We start from the raw sequence: 20,902 nt of genomic DNA, 5'->3' as shown, positions 1-20,902 counted from the left end.
ACCTGCGAGACTGCGCGGCGGGAGGGTGCACAACCGTCCTGGGGGAAATGGCATCGTGAGCGATCTACGTGGCTTTCTCGTGAGGCATCGACATTTTGGTCTCGGGAAGATCGTCGATGTGGAAGGGCGGCGCATCCGGATCCGCTTCCTGGAAGGGGACAGAGGCGAGAAGACGTTGGCGGCCGATAGTCTCGCCGACGCGATGGAGCGTCATGTCCTCGCGAGTGGATGGCGTTGCGAGGGGCCGGATGGCGAGTGCGTCATCCAATCCGTTTCTTCCGCGACGGGTACCAACCCCCACCAGTACATGGTGCGCTATGCCGATGGCAGCAGCGAGCGGCTGTCCGAGGTGGAACTCACGCCCCGGGAGGACGGGGCTCCTCGAGGGGCGCTCCAGCTCCTGCTGAATCACGACATCCACGCCCTCGCCGAGTTCGTCGCGCGCGAGTCTCTGGTCGAAGCCCTGGCACGCCTGAACCAGAGTGGGGGCGGGCTGCGCGCATTGCTCTCCAGCCGGATCGACCTGCGCTCGCACCAGGCCTACGTGGCGGGCATCGTCCTGCAGGCGCAGCGCCGCCGCTACATCCTCGCGGACGAGGTCGGGCTGGGCAAGACGATCGAGGCGGGCATCATCCTCCACGATCTCTTGAGCCAGAAGCCGGGCGCCCGCGTGCTCGTCGTCTGCCCCGGAGCGCTCTGTTACCAGTGGCTCAGCGAGATGTACTCGAAGTTCGGCGGACAGACGTTCCAGGTCATGGATCTCCACGACCCCAAGACGTTGGCCGCCACTCCCCCGCGGGCCGCGATCGTCTCCACCGGGCGGCTGCTCAAGGACATGACACCGGTGGTCATGAACATCTCGTGGGACATGGTCGTGGTCGATGAGGCCCATCACCTGCTCGACTCGGACACCCTGTACGGCACCGTTCGCGAACTGGCGCTCAAGACGCCCTCGCTCCTGTTGTTGAGCGCGCTCCCCGCTCAGAGACGCGAGGACGAGTTGTTGCGGTTGTTGAGCCTGCTCGAGCCCAGACAATACGAGCAAGGCCCGATCCGCGAGCGCTTCAAGGAACTCTACGACGCGCAGCCCACGATCGGCCGGGGACTCCGGTTGTTGGAGCGGCGCATCAATGGCCTCGCGGAGGGTCACTTCTCCAGCGCCGATGTCGTCACCGCCGCGCGCAATCTGCTCCGGGTGGACGTGCTGCGAGCGGATCCACAACTGGTCTCCCAGGTGGAGGCTCTGGCCGGGCAATCCGAGGGACTCGCCGAGGTGGCGCGGCATTTCAGCCACCACGTCGCGGACCGCTACCGCGTCAACCGCCGCATCCTGCGCAACCGGCGCCAGCATCTGCTGGATCAGCAATCCATCGAGCCGATCGAGCGCAAGCTCCGCATCACCCACTACACCCCGGATCCGCTCGAGCTCGAAGCCATCTCCGCGGTGGTGATGCTTCTGCGGAGCGCGCAGGCGAACGGATTGGAGGAAGCATTCCTGCTACCGTTGGCTCGGGTCGCGCTCCATGCGACCCTCTCGCCCACCTCCCTGAAGGGCCTGCTCGAGGAGCTGGAGAATGCCCCTGCCCAGAAGGGGCTCAAGCAGCGGGGACGCGACGTCATCCTCCATGGGCACCTGGCGGGGAGCACGGATTGGGGATTCTTCCTGGAGTTGCTGTGCCTCGCGGTTCGCGACGCGTTGGACCCCAAGGCTCTGCAATACGCCGTACGCCGCGTGGACGCATGGAGGCGTTCGGCGGCGCGGCCTCGCATGAAGGCGCTCTGCGAGCTGCTCACCCGGATCCGCTCGGACGCGCAGCGGCCGCCCAAGGTACTGATCTTCGCCGGCTACCCAGGTGCGTCGGAAGAGATCGCCGCGTATCTGTGTGCCGCATTCGGCGGGAACGCGGTCGCCGAGTTCAGCGCGGACATGGATCGCGATGATAAGGAGGCCAACGTCCTGCGTTTCCGCACGAAGGACGCCACGTGGATCCTGGTGTCCGACGAGACGGGCGGCGAGGGCCGCAATTTCCAGTTCGCCTCGGAACTGATCCACGTGGATACGCCGTGGCATGTCGCCCGGGTGGAGCAGCGCATCGGCCGTCTGGACCGGCTGGGGCGTGAGCGCTTCCATTCCGAGGTTCTCTCCCACGTTCTGTGCGCGGAAGGGACGCTCGAGGGAGAGTTGGTTCGCTGCTTCGACGAGGGCCTCCGCGTCTATCACACCTCGTTGAGCGGGTTGGAGTTCGCCCTGCGCGAGGTGGAGGTACTGCTGGCGCGCGCCGTCCTGGCCGAGGAGGGAGCGGAAGACCTGCGTTCGCTCGCACCACGCCTGCGGGAGATCGCGGAGCAGGAACGGCTCCAGGACGAGGGCGAGGCAGTGTTGGATGAAGCCTCGTTCGAGCGGCTGGCCGCCGAGCGCTACCGCAAGGTCCAGCAGCCACCCGAGCAAGAACTGGCATTGGAGCGTGCGTTCCTCGACTACTTCCGGGTGCTCTCGCCAGGCAGCGCGCGCCAACTGTCCGAGCCGGATGTGCCGTCTGGCGCCCTGTGGCGACTGTCCGGAGAGCAGTTGCCGCACGCCCAGTCCATGGCGAAGCAGATGGGCAACGACGTGATGGCCTCCTACGACGGCACCTTTCGGCGCGAGGTCGCGCAGCAGCGACCCTCGAGCTCCTTCTTCACAGTGGGCCATCCGCTCTTCGAATCGCTCGTGGCGTCCCTGGACACTCAGGGGAGGGGACGTACCTACGCGGTGGAGTGCGAGATTCCGGGTCACGAGTCCTGGATGGGGCTTGAGTTCGTCTTCCGGGCCGTTCCGGATCTGGCGGGACTCGAGAACGAGCCCTGGCTGGCGGGTCAGGCGCGTGGGCTCTTCTCCCAGCGGCCGGTGCACGTCTTTGTCCACGAGAACGGGCGTGTGGAGAAGGAGCCCGACAGGCTCCTGCAAGTGCGCACCGCGTGCGGCGTCCAGACGAAGGACCGGATGTGGTGGAACCTCACCAAGGAGAAGGCGCGGGTGCTCCAGGAGGTCTTTCCGCGTGGCTGGGCGATTGTATTGCCCGAGCTGAACACCCAGGCGGAGGCTCACGCGCGCGAGACGCTGGCGCGCCGGATCGAGCCCCTGGTGGACGTGGAACTGAAGCGCCTCGAGGAGCTGGCCAGGGGGCTGCGCAACGATCCCGGCGCGGAACAGGGGCAGGAAGAGGCGGTGCACCGGCTCATCAATGCGGTGCGTGGGTGGAAGGTCGTGCTCGATGCGGCGGGCTTCCTGGCGATCAACTCCTCCGTGCTCCGGGACCGGTGATGGAACCGTTAGATGTGCTACGTCTCGCCTTCCAGGAGGGACGCGCGCCTCGTGAAGTGCCCGAGCGGCCCAGGAAGACCAGCTCCCCGGAGTATGCGGCCTGGCGTCTGTTGTCGGCCTGGAAGGAGGCGGGCGAGTTGGGCGCGGACCACGCGGTGCTGCTGCGTCAACTGGCGCGCTGGTCGCCGGGCGTGGTGGTGGGAACGCTTCCCGAGCAGCTGCGGCCGTGGGCGTCACGTGCCGGGGTCCGGGTGACCGCGGCGGGACAGCTCGAGGCGGAGCCGTTCGTCCCCACGTGGCTGAGCGATGACGTCCTTCCCCCCGAAGGGGTCGACCGGTCGCCCGAGGAGCGCAATCCCCGGGAAGCGGTGGACGCGGAGCCCTTCCTGGGGGCGTTTGGTTACGAGCAGTGGCAATCCCTCGCCCAGAAGGAAGCGGCCTGGTGCGCGCTGACCGCGCCCCCGCGTTCCACCACGCTGATCGCCCTGCCCACCGGAGCGGGCAAGAGCTTGTGCTTCCAGGTGTTGCCTCGCTTCGGCGCGGGCTTGACGGTGGTCGTCGTTCCCACGGTGGCGCTGGCACTCGATCAATGGCGGCAGGCGGTCGCGCGCTTCGAGCGCCAGCCGGACGTGAACCCCCTGTGCTACTCGGCCGACGAGCACGCCGAGCAGGTGCTGGCGCAGGCGCGTGCCCGTGCCACGCGGCTCATCTTCACGTCCCCGGAGGCCTGCGTCTCTGGCCGTTTGCGCGCGGTGCTGGATGCTGCGGTCCGGGAGGGGTGGCTGGACAACCTCGTCATCGACGAGGCCCACATCATCGAGACGTGGGGCATCTACTTCCGTGTGGACTTCCAGCTGCTCAGCATGCTCTGGCTGGGATGGATGTCCCGCCCGGAGTGCCAGGTGCGCACGTTCCTGCTCTCCGCCACCTTCACCCAGAGCGGTGCCGGGCTGTTGAAGCAGCTCTTCTGCCAGAGTGAGTCCGATTGGCGGGAGTCCGTCAGCCAGCGGCTGCGCCCGGAGATGACGTACTTCACGAAGTATTTCCCGGACGAGCCGTCACGCGAGCAGGCCGTGCTGGAGTCCCTCTGGAAGTTGCCCCGGCCGACGATTCTCTACACTACCGAGAAGGCGGATGCCGAGGACTGGGGCCAGAGGCTCAGGGCCGAGGGGTTCCAGCGCATCGGGGTGTTTCATGGGGACACGCCCGCCGCCCGCCGCCGGGAGCTTCTCGAGGCCTGGCGGGAGAACCGGCTCGACGTGATGGTGGCGACCTCGGCGTTCGGAATGGGCGTCGACAAGCCAGACGTGCGTGCCGTGGTGCACGCCTGTCTGCCGGAGAACCTGCACCGCTATTACCAGGAAGTCGGACGCGGAGGCCGGGATGGTCTCTCCTCCGTATGCCTGCTGTTGACGACGCGAAGAGACCGGTTGGTGGCCGAGGGACTGACGCCCAAGCTCCTGCGTCCGGAGAACATCCAGGAGCGCTGGGAGGGACTGTGGTCCACCCACCAGCCCGTCTCGGAGGACGAGTATCGGTACAAGCTGCGATTGAACGCCCGGCCCCACCGCTTGATGGGGGAGCGCACCTATGCCGAGCACATCCGATGGAACAAGCGCCTCGTCCTCCAACTGAGCCGGGCGAAACTCCTGGAGCTCCGTGACCTCCACTGGGAGGAGGAAACGGAGCCCCTTCCTGGTCAGGAGGATGCGCGAGCGGAGTGGCTGGAGGTGCGATTGAAATTCCCCCCGGCGTCCCCCCAGGTCGGGGAGTTGGTGGCCGAATCGCGCAAGGCGGAATTGAACGAGCTGTACGAGGGGCTCAACCAGATGGACGAGGTGCTCGCGGGCAAGGACTGCATGCGCATCCTGCTCCGGCGGGTGTACGGACGCGACAAGACCCAGGGGACGTGCGGGGGCTGCCGCGCGTGCCGGAGGGAGCCCAGCGGTTTCTTCTGCCCGAAGCTTCGGGTCATCCCTCACCACAATCCATCCGCCCCGTCCGTCGTCGTGACGGGCGCACCGGCTCCCGCGACGGAAGGATCTCGTTGGGTGCGGGCCTTTCGGGAATGGTATCGCCGGGGCTTGCGGCGCTTCGCCTGCTCGCCCGAGGAGCAGGCACATCTGCTCTCACTCTGCGCCCGGGCGGACGAGCATGGCCGGTTCCTGTACCGGCTGGATGTCCTGGATGCTGAGCCTGAATTCGATGTGAAACCGGATGAGGCGTTGGTCGTCCTCCATGGGAGCGGGCTCCTGAGATCCGCGTTCGACCTGCGCATGGGGGCACGTGTCATCCATCTGGTGGGCACGAGCGTCCCGGTGATACTCGACACGCACGGACGCTGGCCCCTGGAGTCTCAAGGGGTCTCTCTTCTGAATTACGAGGCATGGAACCATGTTCACTGACGGGCCAACGACCCCGCTCCGGGTCGAGGCACTGCTGACCCTGGTGCGCGAAATGGGGCGCCGCGCCCAGCGCGACACGCTGCGCGCCGTCTTCCAACCGCAGGGACTGGACAGGAAGGGGGACTCCTCCGCCTTCGACCAGACCTTCAGGGCAGCGGAGGAGTTGAACCTGATCCAGGTGAAGGAGGGCCAGGCGTCGGCCGTTCCGGACAGGACGAGCCCGGTCCGCGTGGCGTTGCAGGAGGCGTTGGACCGCGAAGTGCTCGCTCATACGGGGGTGGAGCCCTATTTCGCGCTGTTCTACGCGTTCGTGCTGGGGACACCGCGCAGCAGCATGTCCGGCCGGACGAGAGACGACTGGGTGACGGAGTTCAACCGGGCGCTCTTCGAGGGGGAGTCCGTCTCCAACCGGTTCAATCCCGACAAGCTTTCTGGCCTGCATCGCTGGCTCCGCTACGCCGGCCTCGGCTGGTATGACTCGAAGGACTCCTTCCAATGTCTGCCGGTGCCGCGTCTGCTGCGTTGCCTGGAACGGCTCTTCCAGAAGGAGCGCCGGGTGATGGGGGAGGCGTTCATGGCCGCGGTCGCGCGGGAATGCCCGGAGTTGGATGGGGGCGAGCTCTTCCTGCGAGCCAACCCTCACTGGGATCCCGCCCAGAAGCAGTGCACGGCGGGTTTCGCCCAGGCGCTCGTCGCGCTGCACGAGGACGGGTGGATTCGCTTGCATGGCGCGCCGGACAGCCGGGGGTGGAGCCTGGCGCTCGCCGAACCCCCCAACGATGGCAAGACACTCCGATCCGTCTACCTGGACGAGGTGGAACTGGTGCGCTCGGCCCGGGAGGACCGCTAGATGGTGACGAAGCTGGGGGAGCCGTGCTGGAAACCGGAGCGTGTGGCGGAGGTCATCACCAACATCGCCAAGATGGACACCGGGCGCGTCCACGACTTCCTCGCCACCCACGCGCCCGTGCTGCAGATCAAGGACGAGCGGTTGAACGCGGAGATGAGCGAGGAGTCGCTCCATCAATCCCTGTGGGACGGCACGCGCTCCCATTCGCTCGCGGTGGTGTTCGGCGACCCGGGCACTGGCAAGTCGCACCTCATCCACTGGTTGAAGCTCCGGTGTGATCAGGCGCTCGTCTCTGGGGAGCTCAAGAACATCTGCCCGGTGCTGGTGCAGCGCCGGACGGGGAGTCTCAAGGACGCGCTCAGCCAGATGGTGGAGCAACTCCCGGATCGCTACCACACCTACCTCCAGCCCATCCATCAGGCGATCGGGAACATCTCCCAGACCACCGCCCGCATGATGATGGCCCAGAAGCTCGCCCTGGAACTGGGCGTGTTGTGGAAGGAGCGGGGGCGTCCGGCGCTGCCCTATCTGTTGAAGGACATCGCCGAGCTGTGCGCCTCCAAGGGGACCCGTGACTGGCTGTGCCGGGACGGAGGCATCATCGATCAGAACGTGCGCCGGCTCACCGCCGCGAGCACCGTGGACGAGCGGGCGACCCTGCCTGAATTTACCCCGGCCGAGTTCCGGGTGCCCCTGCGCAACCGCAACGACAACACCCCCGCGGTCCGGGGGCTGTTGGATGAGCTTGAGGACAGCCCGGAGTTAGTGGCCCAGGTAGCGGGTCACTTCAACACGGTGTTGCGTGATGCCCTCAATGAGATGAGTGGTCTGGGGGGCAGCAAGCTGCGGGATCTCTTCGACCAGATCCGGATGGAGCTGAAGAAGGACGGGCTCACCCTCGCTCTCTTCGTCGAGGACGTCTCGGTCATGTCCTCATTGGACAAGGAGCTGTTCCACGCGGTGGAACCCCAATCGCGGGTGGACCTCTGTCCCCTGGTGGCCGTGCTCGGAATGACGGAGTCGGCCCGCGTCCGCCTGGCCGACAACGAGAAGCAGCGCATCACCCACCTCATCTGCGTGGGCAGGGACTCCCTGGGCTGGACCAGCCAGGCGGACGGACTGGCCCGCTTCACCGCGCGCTACCTCAACGCGGTCCGCCTCGGCGCGGCCCGTACCCAGCAGATCGCGGAGTCGCGCCGTCAGGGGCAGGACGTCGCACTGAGCGCCTGCGCGGACTGTCCCGTAAGGGACTCGTGCCATCAGCGCTTCGGCAAGGTGGAGTTCGACGGAGTCGCGGTCGGATTGTTCCCCCTTACACCGGTAGCCCCCAGGCGGCTGCTGGACTCGCTGGACGAGCAGAGGGATGGTGTGCGGCGCAATCCGCGCGGTTTCCTGGACCATCTGCTGCGCCCCCTGCTCAAGGAGCAGGACCTCTCCGAGAAGGAGTTCCCTCGGAGCGTCGTCCTTCCGATCCGCCCCAGCTCGCCGCATGACTGGAGCGTGTTCGAGTCGAGGTACTGTGGTGCCTACTCGCCGCCCCAGCGCGCGCGGCTGAAACTGCTCGCCCATGCCTGGGTGGAGGCGGATTCACTGGAGGCGTTGGCCCGGGCGCTGACGCCCCTGCTCGAGCCCCTAGGCCTGCCGTCCCTGCCGTTGGATCCCATGACGGGTGGGAAGGTTCCTCCCAAGAGCAAGCCCGTTGCCGCACCGGTGCCGGTGCCCACGCCGGTTGCCCCGCCGCCGCCCGTCGCTCCGCCGCCCGCCACTGAGCCGCGGGAGTTCAGGGACCTGCGTGCCAATGTGGATGCGTGGATGGCCGGGCCCGAGGCGCCATTCCAGAAGGACGCCACGGCCAAGGATCTGCTCTTCAAGTTCCTCAGGGCGTCCCTTCCCCGGGACGAGGTCCACGGGCTGCCTCCCGAGGAATTCGACCGGCTTCTCGGCGACAGGGGGCGCATCCAGATCGAGGGGCAGACCTCCAGTGCCGCCGTGGGCCCCCCGTTCTATATCCGCTTCCCCCGTGGCCAGGAGACGGCGGACCTCATCCTGGCGCTCGGCCGATTCCAGTACATCGGCAAGGGGAGTTGGGAGTTCGAGAACGCCGAGCACTACAAGCGTGTCGTGTCCCGGTGGTTGCGCAGGAATGGCGACTCGGTGATGCGCTCCTTTCATCCAGAGAGCCTGGAGTTGCTCCCGCCGCTGCGCACGGCGGTGCAGATCCTCTGCCTGGCGGCGGTGCTCCGGCGGCGGGAGAAGCTCCCCTCCGCTCCCGAGGAGCTCGTGCGCGAGGTTCTCGCGCCATGGGAGTCGCTCCCGGTGGGTCTGAGCCCTTCGGGGTCGTGGAAGAAGTTGTTGGACACGGTGCGCGCCGATCACGCCGAGGTGCGGCGGATGCTGCTCATCGAGCTCAACGTGCCGCAGGGGACCACGGGTGGTATCACCTTCATCAACCCGTTGCCCATTCTCCAGGAGGCGCGAGCCTGGATGGACGAGCCCCGGGTCTCGACCCTGCCGCCGGCCTATTTCGAACGCTTCTGGAAACCGCGTTACGAGATCCTGGAAAGGGCATCCCACTTCGCGAACCTCGACCAAGCGCTCGAGCCCGAGCGGGCCGCCGTGCGGGGAGCGCTGAACGCCGCTCGTGCGCGCCTGGCCGACGCGGGATTTCCGGTCCAGGAGCTGGGAGAGGCCCTGCGGCTTTACTGCGGTCAGTTGCGCGGGCTGCTGGACAGCTTGAAGAAGAACAAGGTGCCGGTGCCGGACCCGGAGTTCGACCCCGTCAGCAAGGAGTACGCTAACCCCGACCCCTGGGCGAGGGCGCTCGAACGGACGGTGGATGTGCTCGAACAACAGGGCGTGGCCGCGTGGCTCGTCTTCGATCCCGCTGCCCTCCAGCGGGCGGTGGAGGCGCTCGAGCGGGCGGCGCGCTATGTGAGCAAGGTGGAGAAGGAGATCGCCCATGCGGAAGCACCGCTCGTCGCGCAGGGAGATCCGGACGAACTGGCTCGAGCCCTGCTTGCGACACTCGCTGAAATTGCCGGGATGAACACGGTGGACGTGGAGGCGGAGGAATGACGCGGCTGGAACAACTCAAGGCCCGGGTGGAGGCCCTTCCGGGCAAGCGGGAGAAGCAGAATCTGGTCGATCTGCTCCGCAAGTTCGGCGAGGACCTGTCGGGCGCGAAGGTCAACCTCGCCACCGCGGCGACCCAGGTGGAGCACGCCCGGCGTGTGTTCGCGGAGATTCCGCGCCAGGACGTGGACGACGCGGTGAAGAAGGCGGCCCTTTCGGCTCGCCGGTTGCGTTCCACCCTGGAGAAGAACCTCGGGGACATCCTCACGCCAGGCGTGGAGAAGCGGGTCGTGGCGCTCAAGGACTCCGCCAAGGATGCGGCATCCCGAGTGAGGGACTCGTGGAAGACCATGCTGGACAGACAGGTGGATGCTTTGCGGCCCGTCGTCTCGATTGCCCGCAGTGCGAAGCTGCAGGGCGGTGAGGAGTTGGCACACCGACTGGACAGGCTCGAGGCATTCCGTGCTCCGGCCACGTCCGAGGAGGCCGCGGCGCTCAAATCCCAGTTGGAGTCCTTGCGTGAAGCCGTGGTGGCGCTCGGACTCAAGGGCAAGGCGGGTGAGTTCCTCATGAGCGCGGCCCAGGGGCGTGCCCGTGCGAAGGATCTGGAGCACCCCGAGGTGCGTGATGTCCTCGAGCGGTTTCAACTCTGGGATCGGCTCTCGATCCGGCTGGGGTGAGGATGCGTCAACGGTTCGTGAGTGAGTTCCTCGGCTTCTTGGAGAAGCGCGAGGAGCGCTTGTTGTCCTGGGGTTTCTACGACGCGACCTTCGAGCCGGACGCGGTGGAGAGCGCGCTTCAGGAGGAGGGGGGGGAGGCGCTCGTGGCCGCGTGGGAGTCGTTCCGGCGCGCCGAGGGCCACTCCATGGCGGATCTGTTGAGCGACATGGTCTACGAGCGGCTCCTGCACGAGGTGTCGCCCGGCCGTTACCGCACGCGTTTCGCGGAAACGGTGCGCCTGATGGCGCGGCTTCGCCAACTCTTCCGCCCCAAGGACTGGGCGACTGGTCCCGGGCTCGTTTCCGACATCAAGATGCACCTGACGCCCCGGCTCTATCCTCGCCGGGATCAGTCCGTGGAGGAGTGCTGGCAGGAGATGGCCCCGCACTGCTCGCGCCCGGAGTTGCAACGCGACCTCTTCCTCGCGTTGGCGGCCGATTCCAAAGGCAAGCCGGTCGATTTCTCCGGATTCCAGAAGCGTGCCTTTGTGCACCTGCTGCAGCGCTATGGTGAGCAGGGGTTGAGTGGCTCGGTGGTGAGCGCGGGCACGGGCGCGGGCAAGACCAAGGCCTTCTACGTGCCCGCCTTCCTCGCGGTGGCCGCGGACGTGGCGGCGCGTCCGGCGCGCTTTCCCAGGGTCGTCGCCATCTACCCCCGCAACGTCCTGTTGGCGGACCAGTTGCGCGAGGCGCTCTCGGAGGTAGGCAAGCTGCGGCCCGTCCTGGAGCGCCATCGGGTGCGGCCCCTCACGGTCGGAGCCTTGCTGGGTGACACGCCGTGGGAGGAGGATCTCATTACCGTCCGGCGGCCCCCGGACGTCGAGGCGTATTCAAACTGGAAGCGCGCGGAGCGGGGCTGGCGCGTTCCGTTCGTCCAATCCCCCCTGGCCCCGGACGAGCCTCTCATCTGGCGCGACGAGGACCGGGCGGCGGGCAGCACGGCCCTCTACCGCCAGGGCCGGACGGTGCCGGACGTGCCGGATGGCACGCTGCTGATCACTCGCGAGCAGATCCAGCGGGAGCCGCCAGACATCCTGTTCCTATCCCTGGAAATGCTCCACCGGGAGATGGGCAACCCCGATTGGTGGCGCGCCTTCGGCATCCAGGGCCACGGAGACGAAACGCCCCGGCTGCTCCTGCTCGACGAGGTACATACCTACAACGGTCTGCCGGGTGCGCAGGCTGCCTGGGTGTTGCGCCGCTGGTTTCATTGGATGCATGCCTCTCGCATCCAGGTGGTGGGCTTGTCGGCCACGTTGCGCGAGGCGAGCCTCCATCTGGCGCTCGTCTCGGGGCTCTCCCGGCAGAACGTCCAGGAGTTCGCCCCGTACCCCAAGGAATTCGAATCCGAGGGCATGGAGTACAATCTGGCCCTGAAGGGGGAGCCGGCCTCCGCCGCGAGCCTCCTGGCCACCTCCATCCAGACCGGAATGCTGCTCGCACGTGTGCAGACGCCGCGGCAGGCTCACCGCTCACGCGGCGAGGACTCCATGTCCTCGGATGTCTTCTACGCGCGACGGGTCTTCGGCTTCAGCGACAACCTGGACACACTCAACCGGTGGATGGCGGACATGGCCGACGCCGAACGCCAGCGACTGGCGCTGCTGCGGCTCCATCCCGGGCACCGCATGCCTCCAGAGTCGGTGGAGACGGACACGCTTCGCCGGATGGAGCAGGCGGGGCAGATCTGGGAACTCCCCCGCGAGCTCGGCTACGACCTGAACCAGTCGCTGCGTGTCACCCGGTGCTCCTCGCAGGATCCCGGTGTGGACACGGCCTCGGACATCATCGTGGCGACCTCCTCCCTGGAGGTGGGCTACGACGATCCGGAGGTCGCGGCGACCCTGCACCACAAGCGGCCACGCTCGCTGTCCTCGTTCATCCAGCGCAAGGGCCGCGCCGGGCGGCGGCGCGGAACGAGGCCATGGACGGTGCTGGTCCTCTCGGACTACGGCAGTGACCGCTGGGCCTTCCAACACGCGGACCAGTACTTCCAACCGCGTGTGGACCTCCAATTCCTGCCTGTCACCAACCCGTACGTGCTGCGCATCCAGGCCACGGCCTTCCTGGTGGATTGGATTGGCCGGGTCGTCCACCAGGGCAGTTCCTATCTCTACCTGGGCCGGCGCGGGCAGTGGCTGCGGGCGGCCCAGAAGAGGGTCATCCAACTGCTGCAGGACTTCCTGGAGATGGGGCCTCAATGGCGGCGCTTCCGGCGGGAGCTCGCGCGCGCGTTCCATTTCCCTCGGGGCCGCGGCAACGAACCCCTGGAGGAGGCAGCCCTGGACGCGATCCTCTGGGAGGAACCGCGTCCCCTGCTGACGAGGGTCATTCCCACCCTCCTGCGCAAGCTCGAGTCGGATTGGTCCCTCGCCAGGGAGCCGAATGCGGTAGAGGACCAGGGCCTCAAGCGGCCATTGCCAGAGTTCCTCCCTTCGGCCACCTTCGCGGATCTGGAGGTGGCCGAGAGCCGGCTCCACTTCCCGCGCCCGGCAGGAGAGCCGCCCAAACGGGAGGAGAGTCTGAGTCTGGCACGGGCCCTCTTCGAGGCCTGTCCCGGCCATGTCTCCAAGCGCTACGCCACGGGGCCCCGGGAGCGCGGCTACTGGCACTCGCTCTCCCCGAAGCTGCTGGAGGGACTCGAGTCGGCGCCCATCCATGAGGCGTTCCCGGATGCGATCTCCCTGGGCTCGGAGGATGGTTTCCAGGTGTACCAGGTCCAACGGGTGGCCCTGACGCAGGTGCCCGCGAATGTGAAGGAAACGAGCAGGGCGACCTGGCGCTGGCGCAGCCGGCTGCGGCCGGTGGGACGCGGGCAGCGTGTCCCGGTTCTCCTGGACGAGCCCTGGAGCTCGCTGGTGGCTTCCTGTGAAGCGCACCTGCACCGGGACGGCTCGGGCATTGAATTGCTGCGCTACACTCACCAGGCCGACTTCGAGATTCTTCGGCGCCGCGAGGAGCCCCTTCAGGAAACCTTCGTCCTCCAGAAGTCCGAGGAGGGGAGTGTCGTGCCCCAGGCGGTGGGGTTCCAGCAGCGCGTGGACGGGATGGTCTTCCGCCTGGAGGGGCCCCGGCTGCGGGATTTGGGGGAGTGGGACGAGAGCTCCCTGGCGCGGCTGAGGCCGGATTACCTCCTGCACCTCTTCGAGCAGGAGCTCGGGCTGAATATCTTCCTCGCCGAGTGGTTGAGCCAGACGGCCGTGGGCTCGCTCGCGGCGACCGCGCGGACCCAGCGCTGCTCACTCCCGGAGGCACAGCAACGGTTGCAGGGCCTGCGGGAGAAGGCGGCGGAGCGCGTGCTGGACAGCATGTTCCAGGTCCGGGAGTCGAGTGATTCCGACGATCCAGAGGAGGGACGGCTCAAGGCCCGGGTGATGGCGCTCTGGCGGGACCCCCATCTGGTGCAGCGCATCGAGGAGTTGGAGCGCTGCCTGTGGGAGGCCCCCACCGAGGCGTTCCGGACGTGGGCACGTCAGCGCGCGATGGCGGCGATCGCCCAGGCTCTGCGGGTGGCTGCCGTGCGCGCCATACCGGACGTCTCCGAAGATGACCTCGAAGTGGACGTGACGTGGCGGGAGGATGGGGCGGCCGAGGTCCACCTGACCGAACTGCACTCCGGGGGTCTCGGTCAGATGGAACAGGTGGTTCAGGCGATGCGCCGGGAGCCGGAATTCTTTCACGAAGCGCTGCGCCATGCGCTGTCGTTCTGCGCGCGCGATGAGCAGTCGCGCCGGTTGCTCCAAGCCAATGAGGCGAGCACGCGCGAGCCACGCGTTCTAGAGGAGGCCTTCCTGGCGGTGCGCGAAGCGCGTGACTTCGCCGAAATGGAGGCCGCGAGGGATGTGTTGCGGAGGGAGTTGGCAAGGGCGGGTCTTCCCCCCACGCGAGCGACCACCGTCTCGGTCATGAGTCGGCTGCTGCGCCCGGCGAGCTCACCCCGCACGGATGCCGCGATGTTCCTGCTCAACCGGATCTGGCGCCGGACGAATCATCGCCTGGGGATCTCGGTGGACCCGCGGGTGTTCTCCTATCTGTGTATCCGTCTTCCCTCGGGGAGCCGGCGGTTGGGCGCGCTGTTCCAAGAACTCGGCGAGGGGCAGGTGCCACAGGCCTCGCAAATGCACGCGCTCGTCCAGCAACTCCTGTTCCCGGGTTGTGAGGACAGCTGTCGCGAGTGTCTGGATCAGCCCAATCGCTACAACCCGTTCGGCAGGCCCTCGCGCGCGCTGGCCCGGCGGATGTTGGGATGGGCCGTTCAGGAGATCGACGTGGATGCCGAGCCGGAGCACTGGTTGGCGTCCGTGCGGCGGGGACTGCGTGCCGGGGCGCATGTCCGGGTCCTCGTCCGGTGGGAGGGAGGGCCCCGGGTAGCGGCCGGTGTGCAGGCCCTGCTCGCGGAGGAGGTGGAGATCGGTCATCTCCTGTTGCCCATTGTCCTGTCACGTGTGGAGAGGACCGCCGAAGGGTGGAGATTCACGCTGCAGTTGAAGGAGGCCGTGCATGGCCAGTCGTGACATCTGGTCTCATGGGAGTGGCCGCCAACTGCCGGACCTGCTGGGCTCGGCACTGATGGCCCTGCTCTTGCGGACGGACGATGCCAGGCCGGCATACTTCTGCAGCCCCTGGATCACCAACTTTACGGTGGCGCGCAACGCCTTCCGTGACTTCGAGTTCCTGTTGCCGGACCTCTCCGACCAGGAGGCGATTTCCTTCGCGGACTACCTCGTCCACCTCGCGCGGAGCCGGCCCGTCCGGATGGTGTCCACCGCGCAGGCCGTGTCCCTGGCCTTCCTTCAATCGCCGGGGCTTCGCTCGAGTGGCGTGGAACACCGGCTGGCCGGAGACGGCTTTCACGAAAAGGGCATCCTGGCGCCGGGCTTCTACCTGGAAGGGTCGATGAACCTGACCCACAACGGCGTGTACGTGAACGGCGAGAAGGTCACCTACCACGCGGAGAGCGACTCGGACGGAGAAGGGCGGATCGCTCGAGCCTACCTGGAGTTCAACCGGCGTTGGGAGTTGCTGGAGCGGCAATGACCGAGGCAACACGCGCACAGGTATTGAAGACGTTGTCGGCCAGTTGGCCCTCGACCTGGAAGCTGCCCGTAACGGGTGGGGTTCCCGCGGGGCATCCGCTCGCAAGCACCCTCCAGGTTTTCCTGGAAGGGGGGCCGGCATCCCTGCCGTACTTGAAGGACTCCGAGGTGTCGTGGTGCACGGTGGCACCGAGCGCCGAGGAACTGCGGGCCTCCATCGACGCGCTCCGGGCGTGGCTCCTGCCAAGCTTCGGTTGGGAGGAGGGCACCCGCACCACGGCACAAGGCGGGGAGCTCAGTGCCCTCCTGCTCTCGTTGTCGCCCGCGGGCTACTTCCGTTGGAAGAGTCCCCGGAAGAGCCTGGACTGGGTGGCTCACAAGCTGGAGACGATGCGCCGCCTGGAGTCACGCCGGCCCGTGCATACCTTCGTCCAGGCGCCCTCGCTGTTGGAGCTTCGCCTGCGCTTCGCGACCGCCCTGGCCGCCGGTGAGCACGACTCAGCGGAGGATGCGATTCGCATTATCGATCGGCATCTGCTGGACAGTGCCGTGAATACCCACTCCATGCGGCTCCGCATGTGGGACCACTTCCGGGAGTGGGAGCGCATCGCGACCTATTCCGCGGTCGCGGACCTGGTGCGCATCAGGATGCCCCACCGCGTCCGGCTGGCGCTCGTGCGCGGTTTTCATGGCCATTTCCTGGCAGCGTTCGAGGCGTGCGGAGACGTGGAGGGTGCAGCTCGGGCCTATGTCGCCTCCGTGCATCCACTTCTCTCCGAGCTTCTGCCCTCCTGCCGTCCGGAGGACGGAGTGGAAGTGCGGCGCAGCCTGGGCTACCGCGCATGGCACCTCCAGCAAGGGGAACAGGCGGCGCAACTATTGCGCGACGCTCCGGATCCCTTCCTCGAGCCCCTGCTGCGGCCGCTAGTGGCCGAAGAGGAGCCGGTCCGGGTCGAGCCCCCGCTGGACGAACAATGGAAGGCCGCGCGAGGTCACCATGACACGCGGGCCCAGCAGGAAGTCGGCATCCGTCTGCTCTCCGCGGCCCAGGAGGGTCTCTCCTCGGTGCAGCTCCTGCATCAGTTGGCGGAGACACTGCAATCCCGGGTGAATCCGGAGCTGTCCGCCACGCTACGTAGGGTCGCGCGTGCGCTGTCCGGGGAGCCCGTCGCGTTGGCCCCCACCTCCTGGAAAGAATGTCTGGAGGTCATGCGGGATGGGAACTGGGCGGTGGTGGGCCAGTTCCTGGACGCGGAGGCACGTCCCTCGGCGGTGGAATTGCCGCTCGAGTCCTTCCGCGAGCTGCTCGATTCCCTGGAGGAGTCCTTCACGGACCCCGCGCTGGACGCGGACCCGCGAGCGAGAGATGGCTCCCTGGGCGTCCTCGTCGCTCTCATCAACGACCTGCGCGTGGACCTCGAGTTTCCCTCGCCACGCCATGCCAGCCTGTTTCCGCAGTTCCTGCGGTTGTTCACCGCGCGCAAGAAGGGCTCGTTGAACCGGGAGGACGCGGCGCTCTTCCTCCTGCTCGCGAGCGCGGTTCTGGCATTCCATCCTGGCTCCGAGCGGACATTGGTGCAGGAAGTGGAGTCCTGGTGGTCCCAGCGTCCGGGTGAGGGCCTCCTCTTGTTCCTGCTCGAGGCGCTCAGTCTCGTCTCACCCCATGTGCCCGGGGACTCCGCGTGCCTGGCGCTGTGGACACAAGGGGCGGAACTGCTGCACCGGCAGGAGGTGGCGCTCACCGCTGGAGAGTGGCGCGCTTGGCGCTCCATCGGGCAGCGGCTCGGAGCGGCGAAGGAGTTGCTGGATACCTTCCTGCCGCCACGAGAAGGCCCGGGCGTGCGTGCCGATCCCCTCGCGGTGGCCGGACTGAAGAAGGTGGCCATCGTGTCCCGGCAGGAGCGCCAGGCCAAGGAAGCCGCGGCGCAGATCCAGGCGAGATTCAGCGGGAAGGTGGTGGTGGTCACCGACAAGGCCGCAGGTGCGGCGACGCGGGACGCGGCCTCAGCGGATGTCATCCTGCTCGTCTGGTCCACCATCAGCCACGCGGTGTACCGGGCCTTCGACTCCGTGAGGGATCGGCTTGCCTACGTGCCGGGCAGTGGTTCTGAGAGCATCGTGCTCGCGTTGGAACGGTTCCTCGAGCGGCGGGGCTTGTGAGTGGAGCCGGCCTGGGTGTACAGGCCGGCTCGCCGGAGCAGGGATCAGTGCGGGGAGGCGCTCACCCGGTCGAAGGCGCGGAGCACGCACGACTGGTTGGCGGCGCTGTCCAGGTGCTGGGCGCGGTCGCGGATCTCATAGAAGGGGCGCACCAGGCCGTTCACCGGATCCGTGACGTTGTAGGGGGTGAACATGTTGGCCATGCCCGTGGCCAGGAAGGGCGAGAGCGCGCCCGTGGGGCCCACGTGCGTGAAGCCGGTGCTCGTCTCCCGCGCATGGCAGCCATTGCAGGTCTTCAACGAGAACTTGTGACGCGCGTTGAAGCCGTTGGGCACGGTGGTCAGGTTGGGTGCGTTCCAGAAGAAGCCGGCGGTGGGCATCTGCGGGAAGGCGCCCAGGAAGTTGGTGGTGGCGCCGAAGTCCAGGGGCACGTCGTGAACGCCGGCGAGGATGGCCCCGTTGTTGGTGGTCAGGAAGTTGGTGATCGTGGTGGTGTTGTTGAACAGATCGAAGGGCGTGAGCACGGTGGTGTGCTCGCTCAGGTGGCCCGGCGCCGCGGAGGTGGTGAAGTTGCGCGGGTTGGCCGCCGTCGAGAAGAGGCGGAACTCACGCATCTCCCACCAGGGGGTGGAGAGCAGGATCTCGTTGGTGCGCACCTGGTTGATGGCGCTGCCGTTGGGCTTGCCCGGCGCCATGTTGCGCAGCACCACTTGCTGCGTGAGGTTCTGGAGCTGCGTGTTGTAGGCGGCGCTGCCCAGCGCCAGCAGCGGATCGGACAGGGCGAGCCACGACTGGGCCCACGACTTCACCTGCGCGCACTGGGTGCGCGGCACGCCGTACTCGAAGATGACCAGGAAGGAGTTGTAGGGGCGCTGGCAGTTCGTCGAGTTCATCAACGAGAAGACGAAGCGCAGCTCGCCCGCGCCGCTGCTGCCGTACGGGCCGCCCCGGCCCCGGCCGAGGTCCGCGCGGTTGACGATGGCCACCAGCTTGAAGGGCGAGCGGTTCAGGTCCAGCTCACCGGTGCTCAGCCGCGGCCACGCGTTGAGGACCTGCGTGGCCATGTTGCCGCGCACCGGGGTGGTCCGCCCGTTGACGGTCTGGGTGGCCAACCAATGCCGCAGCCAACGCTCGGTGAAGGCCGGAGGGGTGGCCGCGGTGTTGGCCATCTCCGTCATCAGGTGCTTGAAGGTCCACACGCCGTTCGGGTTGCCCGTGTTGGTGCAGGGATCCCAGGTACGGGTGGGATCTCCGACGACGGAGGGGTGGTTGATGATGAGGGACTTGTTGGGAACGACGGCCTGGGCGATGCCCGTGGGGGGCAGGGGAATGGGCACGCCCGGCGTGAAGATGTTCCCGGGCAGCGGCACGAGCGAGGTCTCCCTCACCAGCACACGGTCATCGAAGGTCGCGAAGGTGAGCGGCTCGGTGGACTGCTGCTGGAAGGCGGCGATGCGGTCCTGGTTATTGCGGTGCTCCTCGAGGTTCACGATGCCGAAGCCGGAGAAGAGGCCGTCGCCCGCCGTGACGTCACCGTTGAGGCCGTCGTCGCGCAGTGTCACTTCCTTGCCATCATCGCCCGTGAGCTGGATCTGCGAGGCACTCTCGCCCTGGGCCAGCCTGGCCCGCAGGAGGCCGGGCGTCGCGGACGAGGGCGTCTGGGACGCGATGAAATCCAGGCTGTCCAGTACTGGGGGACGCAGAGGAACCGGGGACTCCGCGAGCTGCTGCTCCTGGCTCGCCACCTGCTCCTGTGCCGGTTCCGCCCCGCAGCCCGTCGCCAGCCAGCCCACCAGCAGGCTTCCCGCCAGTGTTCCCAAGCGCTTCGTTGTCATGTTCTTGCCGTGCCTCATGTGTGCCCCCTGTGTTCGTGAGACCGGCTTATGTTTTATCAATAATTGACGTATTGGGAAAGGCAGAATAATCGGTTTAGGCTGTGGACCCGGTGTCTACAAATGGCCTGATCTGACATTGCCAGAAACGCCAGTCATTGTTGGTAACCGGGCGGAATTCCACGTAGGGGCTCATGCTGTTGCTTGTGAAGCTACGGATGGGCGCGGAGGAGGCCCGCGCGTGTAGCCTGTCAGGCAACAACGATGGCGCTGACGCGCGCCTCCTCCAGGCGCGGCAGGAGCGGTTCGGGCGTGCCCACGGGCCGGTCGCGGTCGAGCAGGGGGTAGCGCGCGGTGGCCAGCGCCTCGAAGGTGAGAGGTGGCGCGTTGAGCTGCGCGAAGAGCTTCTCCGTCACGTGCGGAACCACCGGCGAGAGCAGCGCGCCTAAGCCCCCGGACATGATTTCTGTCCACGTCTGGCTCGGCGCGACGAGACGGGCGGCTTCCGGGCGCGAACTCGAGCAACTGGTCCGATGGTCGGACCAGTTGGGACAACTCGCGGCCGGAAGGTGCAGCGCGCCCCTGGCCCCTGTCCATCCGCGGTGGCTTCATGGCGAGTGGACAACATCTATGTCCGGGCGCTTAGGTGGAGGGCCGGGCAGCCCTCGCGGAGCCGCCCGGCTTTGACTTCACCACCTCAGGCCTTGATGTACCGCTCGAACACGAAGCCGAAGTCCTTCACCCAGTACTTCTGCTGAGCACCAGAGAGCCACGCGAAGGCGGCCTGGTTCAGCTCCTTGAAGGCCTCCACGGTCGGCGTCGCGCCCGCCGAGCCACGGCCGAGGGTGTTGGAGGTAATATCGATGCTGGTCTTGGCGTGGCCGAGCGCGATCTCGTTCTCGTGCATCATCTCGGAGATGCGGAACAGGGCCTTGTAGAGGTCCTTCACCTGCTCGATGTGCTTCTTGTGCACGTCAATCGAGAAGTCCCTCGAGCCGAGGCGGAACTTGACCTCCACGTCCATGTCGATGGTGCCGGCGGTCTCGAGCAGCACGTTCGAGACCGGATGGGTGCTGTAGTTGTAGCGGCGCAGCATGCGCTTCTTGCTGGCGGCACTGGTGCCATCGAGGTGGATGAGCGCCTTGTTGGTGAAGCAGTACTCGTCGGACTTGGACTTGATCAGAAAGAAGATCTTCTCCTGGTCCTCGTGCATCACGTAGTCGTCAGCGTCCACCTTGTCGTAGTCGGTCGGGGCGATGACCGAGCCGATGTCGCTGAGGCCGAGGGCATCGGCGGCGATTTTCCCGAACATGTGCATTCTCCTGGGGTAGGTGCTGCGTCGAGTTGCTGTGATGCGGCCTTGTGGCGCGGCGAGAGCATAGGCGATGAGCTGGGCATGTGCATTCTCGTTGAGAGGTCCCAAGGTTTCTGAGGACCTATTTGGACAAGCTGGGCTTGCCGACGGTGGTGGTGACACACGACATCTCGGACGCGCGGCTCCTCGGCCAGCGTGCAAGCTCGCTC

General features: G+C 67.0%; 10 protein-coding genes and 1 pseudogene. 8 read left to right on the top strand and 3 right to left on the bottom strand.

All coding sequences use genetic code 11. From position 1 onward, the window contains the following. Positions 1 to 79 precede the first annotated feature (79 nt). From OV287_RS32200 to OV287_RS32165, 8 genes are read left to right on the top strand one after another with little or no spacing between them, the layout of a single operon-like run. The gene (locus OV287_RS32200) at positions 80 to 3,304 is read left to right on the top strand and encodes an SNF2-related protein (protein ID WP_267537871.1); all 3,225 of its coding nucleotides are present in this window, start codon (positions 80 to 82) and stop codon (positions 3,302 to 3,304) included. Beyond that, positions 3,304 to 5,709, top strand: a complete 2,406-nt coding sequence (gene dpdF / locus OV287_RS32195; protein ID WP_267537870.1) for a protein DpdF — start codon at positions 3,304 to 3,306, stop codon at positions 5,707 to 5,709. The genes OV287_RS32200 and dpdF overlap by 1 nt, the downstream gene beginning before the upstream one ends. Beyond that, a complete protein-coding gene (locus OV287_RS32190; RefSeq protein ID WP_267537869.1) occupies positions 5,699 to 6,559 on the top strand; it encodes a hypothetical protein in 861 nt (286 codons plus the stop codon). Before dpdF ends, OV287_RS32190 begins: the two co-directional genes overlap by 11 nt. Continuing rightward, positions 6,560 to 9,634, top strand: coding sequence for a hypothetical protein (locus OV287_RS32185; RefSeq protein WP_267537868.1), 3,075 nt, complete (start codon positions 6,560 to 6,562; stop codon positions 9,632 to 9,634). It begins immediately after the preceding gene. After that, a complete protein-coding gene (locus tag OV287_RS32180) occupies positions 9,631 to 10,311 on the top strand; it encodes a hypothetical protein (protein WP_267537867.1) in 681 nt (226 codons plus the stop codon). The genes OV287_RS32185 and OV287_RS32180 overlap by 4 nt, the downstream gene beginning before the upstream one ends. 2 nt (positions 10,312 to 10,313) lie before the next feature. Next, entirely contained in the window at positions 10,314 to 14,864 is a 4,551-nt protein-coding gene (dpdJ, locus tag OV287_RS32175; protein ID WP_267537866.1) for a protein DpdJ, read from the top strand. Beyond that, positions 14,851 to 15,387 carry a hypothetical protein gene (locus OV287_RS32170; RefSeq protein ID WP_267537865.1) on the top strand — a complete coding sequence of 179 codons (537 nt, stop codon included), beginning with the start codon at positions 14,851 to 14,853 and terminating at the stop codon, positions 15,385 to 15,387. The genes dpdJ and OV287_RS32170 overlap by 14 nt, the downstream gene beginning before the upstream one ends. Further along, entirely contained in the window at positions 15,384 to 17,546 is a 2,163-nt protein-coding gene (locus OV287_RS32165) for a hypothetical protein (protein WP_267537864.1), read from the top strand. The genes OV287_RS32170 and OV287_RS32165 overlap by 4 nt, the downstream gene beginning before the upstream one ends. Before the next feature lie 44 nt (positions 17,547 to 17,590). Here OV287_RS32165 and OV287_RS32160 read toward each other — a convergent pair whose 3' ends face one another. From OV287_RS32160 to OV287_RS32150, 3 genes and pseudogenes are all read right to left on the bottom strand, one after another. Then, complete coding sequence (locus OV287_RS32160; protein ID WP_267537863.1) at positions 17,591 to 19,381, bottom strand: choice-of-anchor X domain-containing protein; 1,791 nt, start codon at positions 19,379 to 19,381, stop codon at positions 17,591 to 17,593. Between the two features lie 257 nt (positions 19,382 to 19,638). After that, positions 19,639 to 19,827: pseudogene (locus OV287_RS32155) on the bottom strand (hypothetical protein); the annotation flags it as partial. Positions 19,828 to 20,075: 248 nt separating this feature from the next. Further along, positions 20,076 to 20,690, bottom strand: a complete 615-nt coding sequence (locus OV287_RS32150) for a PH domain-containing protein (protein ID WP_267537861.1) — start codon at positions 20,688 to 20,690, stop codon at positions 20,076 to 20,078. Between the last annotated feature and the right edge of the window lie 212 nt (positions 20,691 to 20,902).

It is taken from the genome of Archangium lansingense (assembly GCF_026626635.1).
GTDB classification, from domain to species: Bacteria; Myxococcota; Myxococcia; order Myxococcales; family Myxococcaceae; genus Archangium; species Archangium lansingense.
The sequence above is the reverse complement of the archived record's forward strand: the minus strand, read 5'-3'. Positions and strand labels throughout refer to the sequence as shown.

Excerpts from the sequence above, each read along its gene's own strand:
- OV287_RS32150 (WP_267537861.1), bottom strand. The coding sequence starts at position 20,690 with ATGTTCGGGAAAATCGCCGCCGATGCCCTCGGCCTCAGCGACATCGGC.
- dpdJ (WP_267537866.1), top strand. The coding sequence starts at position 10,314 with ATGCGTCAACGGTTCGTGAGTGAGTTCCTCGGCTTCTTGGAGAAGCGC.
- OV287_RS32185 (WP_267537868.1), top strand. The coding sequence starts at position 6,560 with ATGGTGACGAAGCTGGGGGAGCCGTGCTGGAAACCGGAGCGTGTGGCG.
- OV287_RS32190 (WP_267537869.1), top strand. The coding sequence starts at position 5,699 with ATGTTCACTGACGGGCCAACGACCCCGCTCCGGGTCGAGGCACTGCTG.
- OV287_RS32170 (WP_267537865.1), top strand. The coding sequence starts at position 14,851 with ATGGCCAGTCGTGACATCTGGTCTCATGGGAGTGGCCGCCAACTGCCG.
- OV287_RS32180 (WP_267537867.1), top strand. The coding sequence starts at position 9,631 with ATGACGCGGCTGGAACAACTCAAGGCCCGGGTGGAGGCCCTTCCGGGC.
- OV287_RS32165 (WP_267537864.1), top strand. The coding sequence starts at position 15,384 with ATGACCGAGGCAACACGCGCACAGGTATTGAAGACGTTGTCGGCCAGT.
- dpdF (WP_267537870.1), top strand. The coding sequence starts at position 3,304 with ATGGAACCGTTAGATGTGCTACGTCTCGCCTTCCAGGAGGGACGCGCG.
- OV287_RS32160 (WP_267537863.1), bottom strand. The coding sequence starts at position 19,381 with ATGACAACGAAGCGCTTGGGAACACTGGCGGGAAGCCTGCTGGTGGGC.